The organism is Paenibacillus glycanilyticus, from assembly GCF_030161375.1.
Classification (GTDB): domain Bacteria; phylum Bacillota; class Bacilli; order Paenibacillales; family Paenibacillaceae; genus Pristimantibacillus; species Pristimantibacillus glycanilyticus_B.
The window spans coordinates 1-16,725 of the sequence record NZ_BSSQ01000012.1 but is presented as its reverse complement, the minus strand read 5'-3'; the positions used below and the strand labels follow the sequence as shown (position 1 = coordinate 16,725).

At 50.1% G+C, this 16,725-nt stretch carries 15 protein-coding genes and 1 pseudogene; 1 reads left to right on the top strand and 15 read right to left on the bottom strand.

Annotated features, from left to right (window positions below):
* Positions 1–4: 4 nt before the first annotated feature.
* The 12 genes from fliF to sucC form a co-directional block, all read right to left on the bottom strand.
* Positions 5–1,588, bottom strand: a complete 1,584-nt coding sequence (gene fliF / locus QQK89_RS14145) for a flagellar basal-body MS-ring/collar protein FliF (RefSeq protein ID WP_284239223.1) — start codon at positions 1,586–1,588, stop codon at positions 5–7.
* Between the two features lie 41 nt (positions 1,589–1,629).
* A complete protein-coding gene (fliE, locus tag QQK89_RS14140) occupies positions 1,630–1,941 on the bottom strand; it encodes a flagellar hook-basal body complex protein FliE (RefSeq protein ID WP_284239222.1) in 312 nt (103 codons plus the stop codon).
* A 34-nt stretch (positions 1,942–1,975) separates the two neighbouring features.
* Positions 1,976–2,431 carry a flagellar basal body rod protein FlgC gene (gene flgC / locus QQK89_RS14135; RefSeq protein WP_284239221.1) on the bottom strand — a complete coding sequence of 152 codons (456 nt, stop codon included), beginning with the start codon at positions 2,429–2,431 and terminating at the stop codon, positions 1,976–1,978.
* A 5-nt stretch (positions 2,432–2,436) separates the two neighbouring features.
* Positions 2,437–2,844: a flagellar basal body rod protein FlgB gene (gene flgB / locus QQK89_RS14130; RefSeq protein ID WP_284239220.1), complete on the bottom strand. Its 408-nt coding sequence runs from the start codon at positions 2,842–2,844 to the stop codon at positions 2,437–2,439.
* Positions 2,845–3,081: 237 nt separating this feature from the next.
* Complete coding sequence (codY, locus tag QQK89_RS14125) at positions 3,082–3,852, bottom strand: GTP-sensing pleiotropic transcriptional regulator CodY (protein WP_284239219.1); 771 nt, start codon at positions 3,850–3,852, stop codon at positions 3,082–3,084.
* Positions 3,853–3,890: 38 nt separating this feature from the next.
* Positions 3,891–5,294, bottom strand: a complete 1,404-nt coding sequence (hslU, locus tag QQK89_RS14120) for an ATP-dependent protease ATPase subunit HslU (protein ID WP_284239218.1) — start codon at positions 5,292–5,294, stop codon at positions 3,891–3,893.
* A gap of 17 nt (positions 5,295–5,311) precedes the next feature.
* On the bottom strand, positions 5,312–5,857 hold the full coding sequence (gene hslV, locus QQK89_RS14115) for an ATP-dependent protease subunit HslV (protein WP_284239217.1): 546 nt from the start codon (positions 5,855–5,857) through the stop codon (positions 5,312–5,314).
* 63 nt (positions 5,858–5,920) lie between these two features.
* A complete protein-coding gene (gene trmFO / locus QQK89_RS14110; protein ID WP_284239216.1) occupies positions 5,921–7,252 on the bottom strand; it encodes an FADH(2)-oxidizing methylenetetrahydrofolate--tRNA-(uracil(54)-C(5))-methyltransferase TrmFO in 1,332 nt (443 codons plus the stop codon).
* A gap of 98 nt (positions 7,253–7,350) precedes the next feature.
* Positions 7,351–9,447 (bottom strand): type I DNA topoisomerase, encoded by a 2,097-nt coding sequence (topA, locus tag QQK89_RS14105; protein ID WP_284239215.1) that lies wholly within the window; start codon positions 9,445–9,447, stop codon positions 7,351–7,353.
* A 27-nt stretch (positions 9,448–9,474) separates the two neighbouring features.
* Complete coding sequence (gene dprA, locus QQK89_RS14100; RefSeq protein WP_284239214.1) at positions 9,475–10,590, bottom strand: DNA-processing protein DprA; 1,116 nt, start codon at positions 10,588–10,590, stop codon at positions 9,475–9,477.
* Positions 10,591–10,794: 204 nt separating this feature from the next.
* Complete coding sequence (sucD, locus tag QQK89_RS14095; RefSeq protein ID WP_284239213.1) at positions 10,795–11,736, bottom strand: succinate--CoA ligase subunit alpha; 942 nt, start codon at positions 11,734–11,736, stop codon at positions 10,795–10,797.
* Positions 11,737–11,774: 38 nt separating this feature from the next.
* Positions 11,775–12,935: an ADP-forming succinate--CoA ligase subunit beta gene (gene sucC, locus QQK89_RS14090; RefSeq protein ID WP_284239212.1), complete on the bottom strand. Its 1,161-nt coding sequence runs from the start codon at positions 12,933–12,935 to the stop codon at positions 11,775–11,777.
* Between the two features lie 314 nt (positions 12,936–13,249).
* Between sucC and QQK89_RS14085 the strand changes: the two genes are divergently transcribed.
* Positions 13,250–14,806, top strand: coding sequence for a YifB family Mg chelatase-like AAA ATPase (locus tag QQK89_RS14085; protein ID WP_284239211.1), 1,557 nt, complete (start codon positions 13,250–13,252; stop codon positions 14,804–14,806).
* A 24-nt stretch (positions 14,807–14,830) separates the two neighbouring features.
* Here the strand turns inward: QQK89_RS14085 and QQK89_RS14080 are convergent, their stop codons facing one another.
* The 3 genes and pseudogenes from QQK89_RS14080 to QQK89_RS14070 form a co-directional block, all read right to left on the bottom strand.
* A complete protein-coding gene (locus QQK89_RS14080; protein WP_284239210.1) occupies positions 14,831–15,202 on the bottom strand; it encodes a YraN family protein in 372 nt (123 codons plus the stop codon).
* Complete coding sequence (locus tag QQK89_RS14075) at positions 15,195–15,500, bottom strand: EscU/YscU/HrcU family type III secretion system export apparatus switch protein (protein WP_284239208.1); 306 nt, start codon at positions 15,498–15,500, stop codon at positions 15,195–15,197. The genes QQK89_RS14080 and QQK89_RS14075 overlap by 8 nt, the downstream gene beginning before the upstream one ends.
* Positions 15,497–16,725 (bottom strand): annotated as a pseudogene (locus tag QQK89_RS14070) (hypothetical protein); the annotation flags it as partial. The pseudogene QQK89_RS14070 and the gene QQK89_RS14075, both read right to left, overlap by 4 nt.

The following is a 16,725-nucleotide window of genomic DNA, read 5'->3' as shown; positions in this document are numbered from 1 at the left end:
CCCTCTATTCTTCCACAAGCCAGGTGCGGAGCAAGTTGACGAATTCCTCAGGCTTGCGTTTGGCGAGTGTTTCGAGATTTTTACGTGCCTGACTATCGTTATTAACCGTTTCGAAATCAATCGTTGGGAATTCAGGCTTCGTTTGTTGCTCAAGCAATGCAGCTGCTTCGGCTGCCGCTTTTTCTTCCGCAAGTTTTCTGCGTCTGCGGACGAGCATGGCCGTTAGACCACCGATTAGAGCAAGCGCTGCAGCTCCAAGTCCTATTGCCCACTGCGTGGATAAGCCGCTTACCGATGTTCCAGCATCGGCAGTAGCAAAGCTTTGGCCTAGAATTGTAACTTTTTTGGCCATCAGTACGTCATCATTAACGTTCTGTCCGGAATCGGCGAGTTGCGCGCGTACCAGTGAAGTAAGGAAATTTGTTAACTCCAGTTTAGATTGATCCGTCAGCTTGTCCTGCTCAACGCCAATGCTGATCGACAAATCCTTCAGCTGGTACGGAGCGGATTCAATCTGATTGTTAATGCGATCGTAATCATAGTTCGTTACGCGGGAATTCTGCTCCGAAGAACCATTCGTATTATCTGTTGCCGTGTAACCGGGCACGTCGGTTTCTCCAGTACCGGCAACTCCGCCGGCATTCGCAGTACCGTTTGTCGTTGTGCTGTTATCCTGCTGCTCGCTTACGATAATGCCGTTATTGTTGTTGTTCTCTAAAGGTCTTACAAGATTTTCTTCGCTGACTTTCTTGTCGAAGTTGAAGCTGCTGGCTACGCTGACTACCAGATTGTCGCCAATCATCGGGGACAAGAACTGTTGAATGTTCTTCTTCACTTCCGCTTCATATTTCCGTTGAATCAGGAAGTGCGTCTCGGCAGCGTCGGTTGCGGCGCCGATTTTGTTACCGTCGATTTCAGAAGATACAAGTTCGCCTTGCGGGCTTGAGATTGTAATATCCTGAATCGCCAGCTTCGGAACAGCCGTCTTCACCAGATTGTAGTAACCGTCAACCTCTTGCTGGCTTGGCCGGTACCCGGAAGTAAAATTCATCATGATCGAAGCGGATGCCTGTTCCTTCTCTTCTGCCGACAAGAACGCGGAGTCTTCCGGGAGATTGATAAGAACTTTGGAGCTCTGAACGCCTTGCATCCGGTTAAGCAATTGTTGAACTTCCCCGTTTAAAGCGTTTCTGTATTTCACGTTAAACACATTATCCGTATCTCCGAAAGCGCTGCTTCCTTCGAATGCCTCGAATCCAATCGAACCGTTCTCTACAAGACCTTGTGAACCAACATCCACTTTGGTTCTTGTTGCTACCGCGCTAGGAACTGAAATGCTTTTTCCATCCGCGCTCAGTTGATAAGGAATTCCGTTTCCGTCCAAGTAGGTCATGATTGCTGCTGCATCTGTGGTGTCAAGGTTTTGAAATGCGACTTCATAATCCGTTCTGGTGAAGATGTAAGTCAAAATCACAATTGTTAACAACAATGCAGCAATGGATGCCCCCAGCCCTATTTTTTGTTTTTTGCCCATTTGCCCCCAAAACTGCGTGAGTCTCTGGCGGTATTGGGCGATTCTTTCGTTCACGTTGTCACCTCACCCAGCTTCTGTCTAGTTAGAAAGCCCTATTACACTGACATTCGCATAATTTCTTGATACGCATCAATCACTTTATTGCGAATTTGAGTCGTCAGCTGTAAGCTAAGCTCTGCTTTCTGAGAAGCGATGAGTACCTGTGAAACATCAACCTCGCCAATTAAGTATTTGTCGTTCAGCTTATGTACTTCTTTTTCCTGCGCATCCACGCTATTAAGCGCGTTCTCCAAGTATTGCCCGAAAGTGTTTGTCATCTCAGCAGGTGTAGCTTGTTGCTGTGGTTTAGCAGTTTCTAGCAGCTTGTTAACGGCTTGTGCGGGATTAAGTTGCAACGGTTGAATCATAGCCGTCCCTCCGTCATCGTTATCTTAGGTTTCTTTACTTGCCAATCTCCAAAGCTTTTGTGAACATGGCTTTTGACGCATTAAGAGCAGTTACGTTAGCCTCGTATGAACGGGAAGCCGAGATCATATCGACCATCTCTTTAGCCACATCCACGTTAGGCATATTGACGTATCCGTTGGCATCCGCGTCCGGGTGGGTAGGATTATAGACGAGCTTGGTAGGCGACTGATCCTCGATTATTCTCGTTGCCTTAACGCCTTGTGCACCGGAAGTCCCTTCAAGCTGCTTATTCAGCATATCGGAGAAAGAAGAGGATTGCGTCATCGGTTCGAGTACGACCATCTTCCGTTTGTAAGGTACAAACTGGCCATTCACATAACCCGCGCGCGTTGTTTCGGCATTTGCGATGTTTGAGGAGATAACGTCCATACGTAATCGTTGTGCGGTTAGTGCCGAAGCACTGGCATCAAAGCTGCTAGAAATCCTCAATTCCTTTATCTCCCTTCAATAGCGGTCTTCATCATCTTCACGTCGTGGTTGAGTTGCTGAATATAAAAGTTGTAACTAAGTTGGTTCTTAGCGAGCAACGACATCTCGCGGTCGATGTCGACATTATTCTCATTGTTATTCATCTCTGACAAGTTGTCCGTCTCGACCTGTGCGGTTGGGACTACCCCATTAGACCTGCCAATTGGGATGTGACGAACATTCGTTCGTTTCCCTTGGAGCTCTTTTTGCCCGTCCATCTCTTGTGTGAGCAGCTCCTCAAACAATACTTCCGATCGTTTGAAGTTTGGTGTGTCGACATTGGCAATGTTATTGGCAATAACGCCTTGTCGTAATTCTGCAGCCTTCAATGCCCCTTCCAAACGCCCAAACGACGTGCCGTTCAATACATTCACGTTCTTGTGTCACCACTTTCGGTAGAAGATCATAGTTAACGTATTCAACAGATTGCGAACCATTCCTTCTTTCTTCGACATTAAATTATGAAAAAAATGAGACGGTACTGTCGACTTTTGCCGACATGATTATATTCAACAATTGTCCAAAATATTACAATAAGAAAAAAGCCCTATCTTTAATTTCAAGATAGGGCTTTGATATGAACTTCGCATAGGTTGGTAGACCTAAGGAAATTATGACTTAATTTTTTCCAGTTCCATCAATAACTGGGTATTTAAAATTTTGATGTAGGTGCCTTTCATCCCCAAGGACCTTGTTTCAATCACGCCGGCACTCTCAAGTTTACGCAGCGCATTCACAATAACGGATCTTGTAATGCCTACCCGATCTGCGATTTTGGAAGCGACAAGCAGTCCTTCCTTCCCTTCCAACTGCTCGAAAATATGTTCTACGGCCTCGAGTTCGCTGAATGAAAGCGATCCAATCGCAACGGAAACAACCGCCCGGCTGCGAGCTTCCAGCTCGACCTCTTCCGCGCGTTCACGCAATATTTCCATACCGACGATAGTCGAACCGTATTCGGCAAGAATCAAATCGTCGTCGTCAAATGAACCGTTCGTCCTGGTAAGCACGAGTGTACCCAACCGGTCCCCGCCGCCCGTAATTGGTACTACAGTCATAATTTCTTGCTCGCCAAGCGCCGGGAACGTTTCATAAACTCCGGAATCCGGAGCAACATTCGTAACCGATTCTTGCATGTCCAGAAATAGGCTGTTGCTCACTTGCGGAAAGCGCAGCTCATCAACAGTCATCGAACGCAGGGTATCATGGTCAAAAGGATTCACGGCCGCACAGCCAAGAACCTTGCCTTTGCGGCTGACCACAAACACATTCGTCTGTATCGTGCTGCACAATACCTCAGCCATTTCTCTGAAATTGAGCGCTTTGCCGGCGGCCCGTTGAAGCAACCGGTTCAGCGTTCTTGTTTTTGTAAGTAAAGTCATTCCTAAGCCTCCCAAAACTCATCCCAACTACATTTTAACTACAGTATATATTGACTTAAATCGCGATTTTTCGCAATGCCCCCCACTTTTTCCCTGACATACTCAGGAGTGATGACCATTTGATCAAGGGTAATATCCGGCGCTTCAAAGGACAAGTCCTCCAGAAGCTTCTCCAAGATAGTATGAAGCCTGCGGGCGCCGATATTTTCGGTATTGCGGTTCAAATCGGCTGCGATCGACGCAATCTCTTTAATAGCATCGTCAGAAAATTCAATCGCAATGCCTTCTGTTTGAAGAAGAGCAGCGTATTGCTTGGTTAACGCGTTCTTAGGCTCCGTCAGTATGCTGACGAAATCGTCCAAGCTAAGCGATGTCAACTCAACCCGGATCGGGAAGCGCCCCTGCAACTCCGGTATAAGATCCGATGGCTTCGCTACATGGAATGCGCCTGCCGCGATGAACAGAACATAGTCCGTTTTTACCGGTCCGTATTTCGTCATCACCGTAGAACCTTCCACGATCGGAAGAATATCGCGCTGAACGCCTTCGCGCGACACATCAGGGCCATTGCCTCTAGAAGGACTTGCAATCTTATCAATCTCGTCGATAAAGATAATGCCGGTTTGCTCGGCGCGGGCTACGGATTCCGCAATCACGTCATCCATATCGATCAATTTGTTTGCTTCTTCTTGAATCAATACTTTGCGAGCTTCCTTGACCGGAAGTTTGCGCTTCTTGGTTTTCTTCGGCATAAATTGCCCAAGCATTTCCTGCATATTCATGCCGCCTAGGCCATCAGGCCCTTGACCGCCCAGCATATCGAGCATATTCGGCGAGTTGTCTTCAATCTCAACCTCAACCGTTTCATTCTCGAGCTTGCCTGCAGCCAGCTCTTCGCGTGCATGGGAACGCTTCGATATAATAACCGAATCATGCTCCGGCTCTTCCGTCGTTTCTTTGCTGCTTTGTTGATTGCCAAACAACATTTCAAACGGGTTTTTGGATTGTTTTTCTTTCGTTTTGGAAGGAACAAGCAGCGAAACTAAACGTTCGTTAGCAAGCTTCTCGGCTTTATCCTGAACACTTTCCGTTTTCTCGGCTTTAACCATCCGAATTGCCGTCTCTACGAGGTCGCGGACCATCGATTCGACGTCACGGCCGACATAGCCCACTTCCGTAAACTTTGTCGCTTCCACCTTAATGAAAGGTGCCTTGACCAGCTTGGCCAAACGGCGGGCAATTTCGGTTTTGCCGACACCGGTAGGACCAATCATCAAGATGTTTTTCGGAACGATCTCGTCGCGCAGCGCTTCGTCCAGAAGCCCTCTGCGATAACGATTGCGGAGTGCGATAGCGACCGATCGTTTGGCTGACTTTTGACCTACAATATATTTATCGAGCTCGGCTACAATTTGTCGAGGGGTAAAAGCTTGGTTCACCATATGATCTCTCCTCCGATTCAGCCAATTTCTTCTACAATAATATTATGATTCGTATAAACGCATATGTCAGCAGCCGTTTCCAGCGCAGCTCTCGCAATATCTTTGGCTTCCATCTGAGGAGCATACTTCTGCAGCGCTCTCGCTGCCGAGAGGGCATAATTGCCGCCTGATCCAATCGCCAGAATACCGTCATCCGGCTCAATAATTTCACCGTTACCGGAGATCAAGAGAAGCCCCGAGTTATCCATCACCAGCATTAACGCTTCCAGCTTGCGAAGAATACGGTCGGAACGCCAATCCTTCGCAAGTTCGACCGCAGCGCGCTGCAGATTGCCGTGATGTTCTTCCAACTTGGCTTCGAATTTCTCGAATAATGTAATTGCATCCGCTACGGAGCCGGCAAATCCCGCAATAACTTGGCCGCGGTATAAACGGCGGACTTTTTTCGCTTTGTTTTTCATAACGACGCTATTCCCGAAGGTTACCTGCCCATCACCGGCAATTGCACCCTTTCCTTCGTGACGCACCGCGCAGATCGTGGTGGCGTGAAATTCCATATCCATCTCTTCGCCCTCCTATAACTAGCAAAATGTGAATCCTATTTCGGTTTAAATGGAGCTAGCCTTTTATACGTTCAGATGTTCGAAATGTTCCTGCTTAAAGCGCTCCAGGCTTTCCAGTGCCCGGTTAGCAATCGCTTCGTTCTTTTCCTTCTTGTTGCGGATACGGTTCTCAAGCGGCGGGAACAAGCCGAAATTCGCGTTCATTGGCTGGAAATGCTTGAAGTCTGCCGTTGTAATGTAATGGGCCATGCTGCCTAGCGTCGTATCTTCCGGCAATACAAGCGGATCAAGTCCGCGAGCCAATCTGCCTGCGTTCAAACCGGCAATGAGACCGGAGGCTGCGGATTCCACGTAGCCTTCCACGCCCGTCATTTGTCCTGCAAAGAACAAAGTATTGCGGTTTTTCAACTGGTATGTCGGTTCAAGCACTCGCGGCGAGTTAATAAACGTATTGCGATGCATAACGCCGAAACGCACAAACTCCGCATTCTCAAGTCCCGGGATAAGCGAAAATACCCGCTTCTGTTCTCCCCACTTGAGATGAGTCTGGAAACCAACCATGTTGTACAGAGTGCCTGCCGCATTGTCCTGGCGAAGCTGAATAACGGCATGCGGGAGCTTGCCCGTATGCGGGTTGACAAGTCCAACCGGCTTCATCGGTCCAAACAGAACCGTCTGCTTGCCTCTGCTTGCCATCACTTCGATCGGCATACAACCTTCGAAATAAACTTCTTTCTCGAAATCTTTAAGCGCGGCTGTCTCTGCCGTTGTAAGTGCCTCATGGAAAACTTCAAACTCTTCTTCTGTCATCGGACAGTTCAAATACGCGGCTTCGCCTTTGTCATACCGGGATGCCAGGTAGACCTTGCTCATATCGATGGAGTCCTTCTCAATGATCGGAGCTGCCGCATCGTAGAAGTAGAAATATTCTTCGCCGAGCAACGTACGGATCTTCTCGGATAAGGATGGTGCCGTCAGAGGGCCTGTTGCAAGAACAACAATAGCGTCCTCCGGAATATCGGCAACTTCTTCCGTACGCACTTCAACGAGCGGATGCTCGTGCAGCAGACGAGTAACTTCTTCAGAGAATCCGTCTCTATCAACGGCAAGCGCTCCACCTGCCGGTACGGCATGGCGATCTGCGCTGCCTAGAATTAATGAATTCAGACGGCGCATCTCTTCCTTGAGCACGCCTACGGCGTTGGCAAGGCCATTAGCGCGCAAGCTGTTGCTGCATACGAGCTCAGCGAAGTTTTTAGTATGGTGTGCCGGCGTTTTGGTTTCGGGACGCATTTCGTACAAAATAACAGGTACCCCTTGGGATACGATCTGCCATGCCGCCTCGCTTCCCGCAAGACCTGCTCCGACTACGATGACTGGTTGTTGATGTGACAATGTAAAGACCTCCATTATATGCTATCACGGCATTGAAAACACAGCTGTCCTCCCTGCAAAAGGGAGGACTGAGTTGTGGCCGCATCTGTTCTTAACGTTTAAGCTTGTTCTTGTTCGTCTTCGACGAGTTCTTCCGTATAATCGCAGGATGGGCATAGCAACTTCGCTCCGCTGCGGTTGCGTTTCTCGACTAGCATGGAATCGCAATTCGGACACGGTTTGTTCGTTGGCTTATCCCAGGACACGTAATCACAAGTTGGATAGGTATCGCAACCGTAGAATATCCGTCCTTTTTTGCTGCGGCGCTCGATGATTTTGCCCTCGTGGCATTTCGGACAAGTTACGCCGATATCCTTGACGATTGGTTTCGTATTGCGGCAGTCCGGGAAGCCGGAGCAAGCAAGGAATTTGCCGAAGCGTCCCATCTTAAACACCATATGACGGCCGCATTTCTCGCAGATTTCATCCGATACCTCGTCTTGGATCTCGACTTCCTTCATTTCTTCTTCGGCGACTTCAAGCCGCTTCTCAAAAGATTCGTAGAAGGTAGACAGGACTTTAACCCAGTCTTCTTCTCCATCCTCAACATGGTCAAGATCCGTTTCCATCTTCGCCGTAAATTCGGAATCCAGAATTTCCGGGAAAAATTCTTCCATCATCTGATTGACCAGGTCGCCTAGCTCGGTAGGAATAAACTTCTTCTCTTCTATCGCTACATATCCGCGTTTCTGGATGGTTTCGAGCGTTGGCGCATAAGTACTTGGACGTCCAATACCAAGCTCCTCCAGCGTCTTGACCAATCTCGCCTCGGAATAACGCGGCGGCGGTTGGGTGAAATGCTGCTTCGGCTCGATGGAATCGGAAGTCACGGCATCTCCGATTGCAAACGGCGGGAGGAATTTATGTTCCTCTTCGGTTCCGTCATCGTTGCCCTCGACATACACCTTCATAAAACCGGCAAACTTGATTTTCGAACCGCTTGCGCGGAAAATCACATCGCCGGAAGCCAGATCCACCGTCATCGTATCCAGTACGGCAGATGCCATCTGGCTGGAAACGAAACGTTCCCATACCAGCTTATACAGGCGGAACTGATCGCGGCTAAGGAATGGCTTCATAGTCTCCGGGTCGCGAAGCGTTGAAGTCGGGCGAATCGCTTCATGGGCATCCTGGGCATTGCTGTTCTTCTTGATGTAGACGCGTGGCTGCTCTGGATAAAACGTTGGACCGTATTTGGATTCAATGTATTCCTTAGCTTCCTCTTGGGCAATTGGAGAAATTCTCGTCGAGTCCGTTCTCATGTAGGTAATAAGACCAACGGTCCCTTCCTTGCCGAGCTCTACGCCTTCATATAGCTGCTGAGCTACAGACATCGTCTTGGACGCGCGGAATCCCAGCTTGCGGGCTGCTTCCTGCTGCAGAGAGCTCGTTATGAATGGCGGTGCAGGGTTACGGAGACGTTCTTTCTCTTTCACTTCGGCTACCTTGAATTGATTGCCAGACAAAGCAGCTAGGATCTGCTGCATTTCCTGCTCATTGCCAAGCTCGCGTTTCTCGCCTTTGATCGAATGATATTTCGCTTCGAACGGAACGCCTTGTTGGGTCAGCTTAGCGGTTATCGACCAGTACTCTTCCGGAATAAACGCGTCAATCTCGTTTTCCCGGTCGATGATCAGCTTGACGCACACGGATTGCACGCGCCCTGCGGATAACCCTTTTTTGACTTTTTTCCACAGAAGCGGACTGATTTTGTAACCAACAAGCCGGTCCAGAATCCGTCTCGCCTGCTGGGCATTTACAAGATCCATATTGATTTTGCGCGGTGTCTTGAAAGCATCCTTTACCGCTTGCTTCGTAATTTCGTTAAACACAACCCGGCATGTATCCGATTCGTCCAGCTCCAAATAATGAGCCAGATGCCACGCAATCGCTTCTCCTTCGCGATCGGGGTCGGCTGCTAGAAAGACATGTTTAACTTTTTTGCTGGCATCCTTCAATTCTTTCAATACGCTGCCCTTGCCGCGAATTGTAATATATTTCGGTTGAAAACCGTTTTCCACTTCGACGCCAGTCTGACTTTTGGGCAAATCACGAATATGGCCCATCGATGCTTTAACGATATATTTACTGCCCAAATATTTGCCGATCGTCTTCGCTTTGGCCGGTGATTCTACGATTACTAATGAATCTGCCACGTTAGGCGCCCCCTCTCTCCCTACATGTTACAACGCTATATAAACTGCCCCTGGCTGTTGTTCGATTTTCCGTTTTATACATAAATTTATCAGAAGTGCGCTTAAATGTCCAAAAGGGATCATCGTAAGCTGGTGCAATTCGTTAATTGTAAGCGGACGATCTCGCAATAAATCAATGATTCTATGCTCTTCGGCACTCATGCCCAAAGTTCCTGCTGCCGGTTGTTTCGGCTGCCTCAATGCCGTCAGCTTTGCCGCAAGCCAGCTGTATTCCTCCAGAATATGACTGGCACTGCTGACCAGCTTCGCGCCTTCCCGAATCAGACTGTTTGGTCCTTCGCTCTTAGGCGAAGAGATCGGGCCGGGAACCGCAAACACATCTCTGCCCATCTCTAAAGCCTGGTCTGCTGTGATCAGCGAGCCGCTGCCTTTTGCCGCTTCGACAACAAGTGTACCCAGGGTTGTTCCCGCGATAATCCGATTACGAAGAGGGAACATACCCGGATGAAGCTGCGATCCGATTGGAGCTTCGGACACTATCAGTCCTTCCCGCATGATTTGCTGGTACAGCGAGCGGTTCTCGGGCGGATAGCAATGATCAACGGGGCTAGCCAGTATGGCAATCGTGCTTCCATCGCCTCTCAACGCCGCTTCATGCGCTTTGCTGTCGATCCCCCTGGCTAGACCGCTAACAACCGTCAAACCTTGCCGAGAAAGCTCCTCAGACAGCGATAAAGCAGTATGACGGCCATAGGCGCTTGGATTTCTCGTTCCCACAATGGCGATCGACGGTCTTGTCAACAATTCCAGTCGCCCAAGCGCATAGATTGCCCATGGAGGTTGAGGAATTCGTCGAAGCTCTTCGGGATATTCCTCATCATAAGGCGTAAGTACCGCCGCTCCTAACCGCAGAGCCCGTATGTAAGGCGCATCCGGCCAATCAAACGGCTCGCCCCATCTTCTGGCTGCTGTTTCTGCCTGTGCACGTCCAAATCCGATCGCCAGCCAGTCGGCTTCACTCGTACCGTCTACGGTCTCCCATGCTTTGTGGGCAACCGCTTTCTGAACGGTATGCCAGCCTATGCCGGAACATTCATGGAGCATGATGATCATCTGCTTACATTTATCCATATTTAGCGTCATTTTAGCTGTTCTCTCCTTATGGAGATCAGCCTGCATTCTTCCCTATTGTGCGTTACATGGCAAAAGAATGCAAGTCGACCTGAAATTTTCGCAAAAAAAAGCAACCTTTCAAGCCCGAATCGGGCAATGAAAGGTTGCTTACCTTCTTAGAATGAAGGAAGCGATCCAATCGCTTCCTTCATTAAATATGCTTTTATCTACAAACTAGGCTTGTGCTACGCCTGTTGTGCATTTTTCAAGCAGGCCTTGTGCTTCCAGCACCGATACAAGCGTAGAGCCCATGTCGGATGGCGTTGGAGCAACTTTAATGCCGCATGCTTCCAAAGTCGCGATTTTTTCCGCAGCAGTACCTTTGCCGCCGGAGATAATAGCGCCAGCGTGTCCCATGCGTTTGCCCGGAGGAGCCGTAGCGCCGCCGATGAAGCCAACAACCGGCTTCTTCATGTTCGCTTTGATCCACTCAGCAGCTTCTTCTTCTGCTGTACCGCCGATCTCGCCGATCATGATAACCGCATAAGTGTCCGGATCATCGTTGAAACGGCTAAGAATGTCGATAAACTCGGAGCCTTTAACCGGGTCGCCGCCGATACCAACCGCGGACGATTGGCCAATGCCGCGAGTCGAAAGCTGATGTACAGCTTCATAAGTCAGTGTTCCCGAACGGGAAACGACGCCTACATGGCCTTTTGTATGGATATAGCCCGGCATAATGCCGATTTTGCACTCGCCTGGTGTAATAACGCCCGGGCAGTTAGGTCCGATCAGAACCGTTTTGCTGCCTTCCATGTAACGTTTTACTTTTACCATGTCGAGAACCGGAATGCCTTCCGTAATACAGATAACCAGATCAAGACCAGCGTCAACTGCTTCCAAGATCGAGTCAGCCGCGAATGCAGGCGGTACATAGATAACCGACGCCGTTGCGCCAGTAGCTGCTACCGCTTGTTCTACCGTGTTGAATACCGGAAGAGAAACAACGTTGCCGTTCTCCAAAGTGATATCGACGTTTGTGCCGCCTTTACCTGGCGTTACGCCGCCTACCATTTGAGTACCGTAGTCCAACGCGCCTTTCGCATGGAACAAGCCTGTTGCGCCTGTAATCCCTTGCGTGATTACTTTTGTATCCTTATTAACCAAAATGCTCATCGAATTTCACATCCCCGTTCATGAATTCGTACGCGTAATTATTTAACGAGATTAACGATTTTTTGTGCGCCGTCTGCCATCGAGTCAGCCGCAACAATATTCAATCCCGATTCGTTCAACATTTTTTTGCCAAGCTCAACGTTAGTGCCTTCCAGTCTAACTACCAGAGGACGGTCGAGGCCAAGCTCTTTCGCGGCTGCGATTACGCCGTCAGCGATTACGTCACAACGCATAATGCCACCGAAGATATTTACGAAAATACCTTTAACGTTCTCATCGGACAAAATGATCTTGAACGCTTCCGTTACTTTCTCTTTTGTAGCGCCGCCCCCTACGTCTAGGAAGTTGGCAGGGTCGCCGCCGTAGTATTTGATGATGTCCATAGTCGCCATAGCAAGACCGGCGCCGTTAACCATACAGCCGATGTTGCCTTCCAGGGCAATATAGCTCAGGTCGTATTTGGATGCTTCGATCTCTTTAGCATCTTCTTCTTCCAGGTCGCGCAGCGCCACGATATCTTTGCGACGGTACAAAGCGTTGGAATCGAAGTTCAACTTCGCGTCAAGCGCCATAACGTTGCCGTCGCCTGTTACAACCAGAGGGTTGATCTCGGCGATCGAGCAGTCTTTGTCCACAAACGCGGTGTACAATGCCATCATGAACTTAACGGCTTTGTTAACCAGCTCGTTAGGAATGTTGATCGCATAAGCAAGCTTGCGCGCTTGGAACACTTGGAGACCAATTGCAGGATCGACCACTTCTTTGATGATTTTCTCAGGCGAATGAGCAGCTACTTCTTCGATCTCGGTGCCGCCTTCTTCTGAAGCCATCATGGTTACGCGGCCAGTTCCGCGGTCAATAACAACGCCTACGTAATATTCTTTCTTGATGTCGCAGCCTTGTTCGATAAGAAGTCGTTTTACTTCTTTTCCTTCAGGACCTGTTTGATGAGTAACAAGCACTTTGCCAAGAATTTCGCCGGCATATGCACGTACTTCATCGAGGTTTTTCGCTACTTTAACGCCGCCGGCTTTACCGCGGCCGCCTGCGTGAATTTGCGCTTTAACAACTACCACTGGAGTGCCCAGTGCTTGCGCTGCTTCTACCGCTTCGTCAACGGAGAAAGCTACCTTTCCTTCTGGAACAGCAACACCGTACTGTTTCAGGACCTCTTTGCCTTGATACTCATGGATATTCATTGTTAGAAATCCTCCATTTCACAGACTCGACTTCAGTCATATGTACACAAACCTTAATCATTGTAGCATTATTTATGCCATATTTCGACCCTTCGGGTTTTGGTTTTTTGATATGGATTTCATCTCAAAATGAGATTAAATAAGCACAAGACTACAGTAGTATTCCCTATTTTCTAGAAGAATTCAGCCTTCTTTTTCCATTATTGACAGACTTGTTATTCTTCTACTATGATGTCGTTAACGATAACTTTATAAAAACAAGAACCGGACGTAAGGAAGCACCTTCATCCCATTATTTGGAGGTGCTTTTTGTTATGTTCAGTTTAATGCAGAGCAGCAGTGTACTTGGCGTGGAAGGAAAAGGAATCTCGGTGGAGGTAGATATCGCAAGCGGTCTGCCCCAAGTCAGCGTGGTTGGATTGCCCGACCCTGCCGTGAGGGAGTCGGTTGAACGGGTCCGCGCGGCAATCAAGAACAGCGGGTTTGCCTTCCCTCTTGAGAGGATTACCGTGAATCTGGCTCCGGCTGATCTGCGTAAGGAAGGCACAGCTTTTGACTTGGCGATAGCTGCGGGCATATTAACGGCGAGCGGTCAACTGGAGGCGCCTCCTTTCAGGCAAACGATGCTGATTGGAGAACTATCCTTGAATGGCGAGATCAGGCCGGTCCCCGGCGTATTAGCCATGATCGAGCAAGCCAAACGGTCGGGTATTCAGAAGGTGCTGCTGCCGCTCGCCAATGCGAAAGAAGCCGCATGGATTACCGATATGGAGCTATTTGCGATCACCCATCTGAAGGAGCTGTTAGCGGAGAGCAAAAGCGAGGATCCGTGGTCGGGTATCCGTTTCGATGCCGCTTCCAGCCGGGATTACTCCTTGTCAGCAGCGGAAACGGAACATTCGGACGATTTCGGCGATTACAGCGACGTCTTCGGACAGCATCAAGCCAAACGAGCATTGCTGATTGCCGCTTCCGGAAAACACAATATTCTGTTCGCGGGTCCTCCGGGAACCGGGAAAACCATGATGATCCGCCGGCTTCCCGGCATACTCCCTCCTCTTAGCGAAGAAGAAGCGCTTGAAGTAACCAAAATCTACAGCGCGGCAGGCAAGCTGTCCACGGACGCCAAAGGTCTGATCCGGATGGCGCCTTTCCGCGCTCCCCACCATACGATATCGGCCGGTGGCTTAATTGGGGGAGGCTCTGTGCCAAAACCCGGAGAGGTTACTCTCGCCCATTACGGCGTCTTGTATTTGGACGAGCTGCCCGAGTTCTCCCGCACGGTGCTCGAGGTATTGCGCCAGCCGCTAGAGGATGGCATCGTCACGATCGCGAGGTCCAGAGCCGTGTTTCATTTCCCTGCCAAGCTCATGTTAGCCGTTTCCTTCAATCCTTGCCCATGCGGTTACGCCGGGCATGAAACCGCCGAGAAACGTTGTACTTGCAGCTCTTCCGCAATCGCCAAATACAGAAGCAAAATGTCTGGGCCGTTGCTTGACCGGATCGATATCCAAATCGAGGTGCCAAGGCCTATTGAACTGGAACCGGGCTCTGCCGAAATGGCTGCCATGAACTCCGCGCAAATGAGGTTGCAGGTACATCAAGCGAGAGCCAGAAAAGCGTTGAGGGACGAGGAGTTGGGACTAAAGCCGGGCATGCGGCTTTCCGGCACTGCTCTTAGACGATCCATTCTGATGAAAAAAGAAGCTTTTGAATTGCTTGATCACGCTCTATCCGTGCTGAATATCAGCATGCGCGCTTATGACCGGATTTTGCGGCTTGCGAGGACAATTGCGGATGTTGAGGGCAGCGAATACGTAGAAGATGTGCATGTGGCGGAAGCGATTCAATATAGAAGACTTGATATTTAATGCAAAAGCGGCTTTCTATTCTCTCTAGAAGGCCGCTTTTATATGCTTGATATCGTTGATGGAATCGTCGTTTCGGTTCATCGTTACGGCTATAACGTCAAATCTCATCGCCGGGTAGTTCAATTGTCTCATCCGCAAATAGACTTGAGCGATGAGTGCGACCTGCTGCTGTTTACGCCGGTCCACGGATTCGGCTGCCGTGCCGAATCGCCCTCCCGCCCGCCTCGTTCTTACTTCGACAAAGATAAGCGCGTTATCCAGTGCGGCGATAATATCGATCTCACCCGAGCGGCAGCGCCAGTTGCGTTCAACGATGGTGTAGCCATCCTTCTCAAGATACAGACAGGCGGCCGCCTCTCCGGCTAGTCCGGTTTGTCTTCTGCGGTCTTCACGCATCCCATTCCCTCGCTTTTTGGTCCGACCGGTACACAAAACTTAATATCTCGGCAACCAGGGTATACAACTCCGGCGGGATCGATTGATCGACATCCAGCTTAGACAACACTTCCACTAACGACGAATCCTGTTGAACAGGCACGTTATGCTCTGCAGCCTGCTCCAGTATTTGCTCCGCCAAGTACCCGCTGCCTTTTGCAGTTACTACCGGCGATTGGTTTATGCCAGGTTCATATTTCAGAGCAACGGCTTTGCGAACCGTATTTTTCTGTTTATTGCTTTTCTGTTCCGCACTCATGCCCGCAAGTCGACTCCTTTGTAACGCGTCTTAACAAATTGAGCCGGATCCGGCACTGCTTGTCTGATCTCTTCCCCTTCCTCGCTAACGCTGCGGGTTGGTGTCGTGCGAAGCGATAATAACTGATAACCGGCCTGATTAAGGCTAACGGCAATTTCCGAACGGGAGGAATCTATAAGCGCCGAAATCGCCGGGTGATCATTCCACAAGGTGAGACTGACGATTTTGTCCATCACATTCACATCAACCAGCGTTGGACCCAATGATCTCATAGATAAATCAAATAACAACCTGCAGTTGGACGCATCCAGCTGGCCTTGGCGACCCCTTCTCGTTTGAATATGAACGGAGGCGGTCTGATTGCCATCCGGACCGTTAAGCGGGACAAACATGGTCAGATGAGAAAATACGGCTCCGTTGCGCTCCGGCGTCAACATCAACTGCTGTCCTGTAATATGCTGAACTAGCTGCTGGGCAGCTTCCCGCAAAGCAGGCGGCGCATCGCTCGAGGAAGCAATCGCAATCAGCGTGCTCTTCAGCGACTCTTGGGCGGCGGGTTTTATATCTTCCGGATGAAGGCCATCTGCTGTTGCCGCAAGTTGCTGCTGTTGATTCGTCCCGAATGTCGGCATCTCTCTCAACCGTTCTCCCGGGATCGGCTTATGATCCGTATCGCTATGTTGCGCGCCCCCGTCAGCTTGTTCATGCTCTTGCCCCAAAGTCCGCTGGACATGGGCTGTCGGACGCGTCTCCGCCGATTGCTGTTGACGCGGCGCCTCAACGCCGCTCATACCGCGTCCTTCCTCCGCTGACGATGAGTTAGCGGAAGTTTGCGCTGCAGCTGCTTCCGGCTCAGCTGCGGCTTGAGCCACTTGAGCAGGTCCTTGCGCTGAAGGCGCAGGCAACTGCTTCGACAATTGGTTCTCATAGTCGACGCCCATCCATTTCATCAACTGGCCCAGCCAGTTGCCAGATGCGCTGCCGCCCGCCGCGGTACCCTGGCGGGCGTTTTGCGGCTGCGCGCCTAGCTCCGCGGGCTCTGCCGCGGGCGCTGGCGCAGCCGCAGCAGGCGCGGCTTGGCCGCCCGCGCCTGTGCCTTCGGCGCGCTGCGCAGCTGCGCTCGCGCCTGGCGCCGCGCGCGCCGGCGGCGGGGGCTTATAAACAAAAGACGCTGCCGGCCCAGAGGATAGTGTTGATAGAGGTGGGCGGGGGATGATAAAAAAAA

Coding starts and splice junctions, on each gene's coding strand:
- fliE (WP_284239222.1), bottom strand. CDS start 1,941: ATGATTCAACCGTTGCAACTTAATCCCGCACAAGCCGTTAACAAGCTG.
- codY (WP_284239219.1), bottom strand. CDS start 3,852: ATGACTTTACTTACAAAAACAAGAACGCTGAACCGGTTGCTTCAACGG.
- hslU (WP_284239218.1), bottom strand. CDS start 5,294: ATGGTGAACCAAGCTTTTACCCCTCGACAAATTGTAGCCGAGCTCGAT.
- hslV (WP_284239217.1), bottom strand. CDS start 5,857: ATGGATATGGAATTTCACGCCACCACGATCTGCGCGGTGCGTCACGAA.
- dprA (WP_284239214.1), bottom strand. CDS start 10,590: ATGACGCTAAATATGGATAAATGTAAGCAGATGATCATCATGCTCCAT.
- sucD (WP_284239213.1), bottom strand. CDS start 11,736: ATGAGCATTTTGGTTAATAAGGATACAAAAGTAATCACGCAAGGGATT.
- sucC (WP_284239212.1), bottom strand. CDS start 12,935: ATGAATATCCATGAGTATCAAGGCAAAGAGGTCCTGAAACAGTACGGT.
- QQK89_RS14085 (WP_284239211.1), top strand. CDS start 13,250: ATGTTCAGTTTAATGCAGAGCAGCAGTGTACTTGGCGTGGAAGGAAAA.
- QQK89_RS14080 (WP_284239210.1), bottom strand. CDS start 15,202: ATGCGTGAAGACCGCAGAAGACAAACCGGACTAGCCGGAGAGGCGGCC.
- QQK89_RS14075 (WP_284239208.1), bottom strand. CDS start 15,500: ATGAGTGCGGAACAGAAAAGCAATAAACAGAAAAATACGGTTCGCAAA.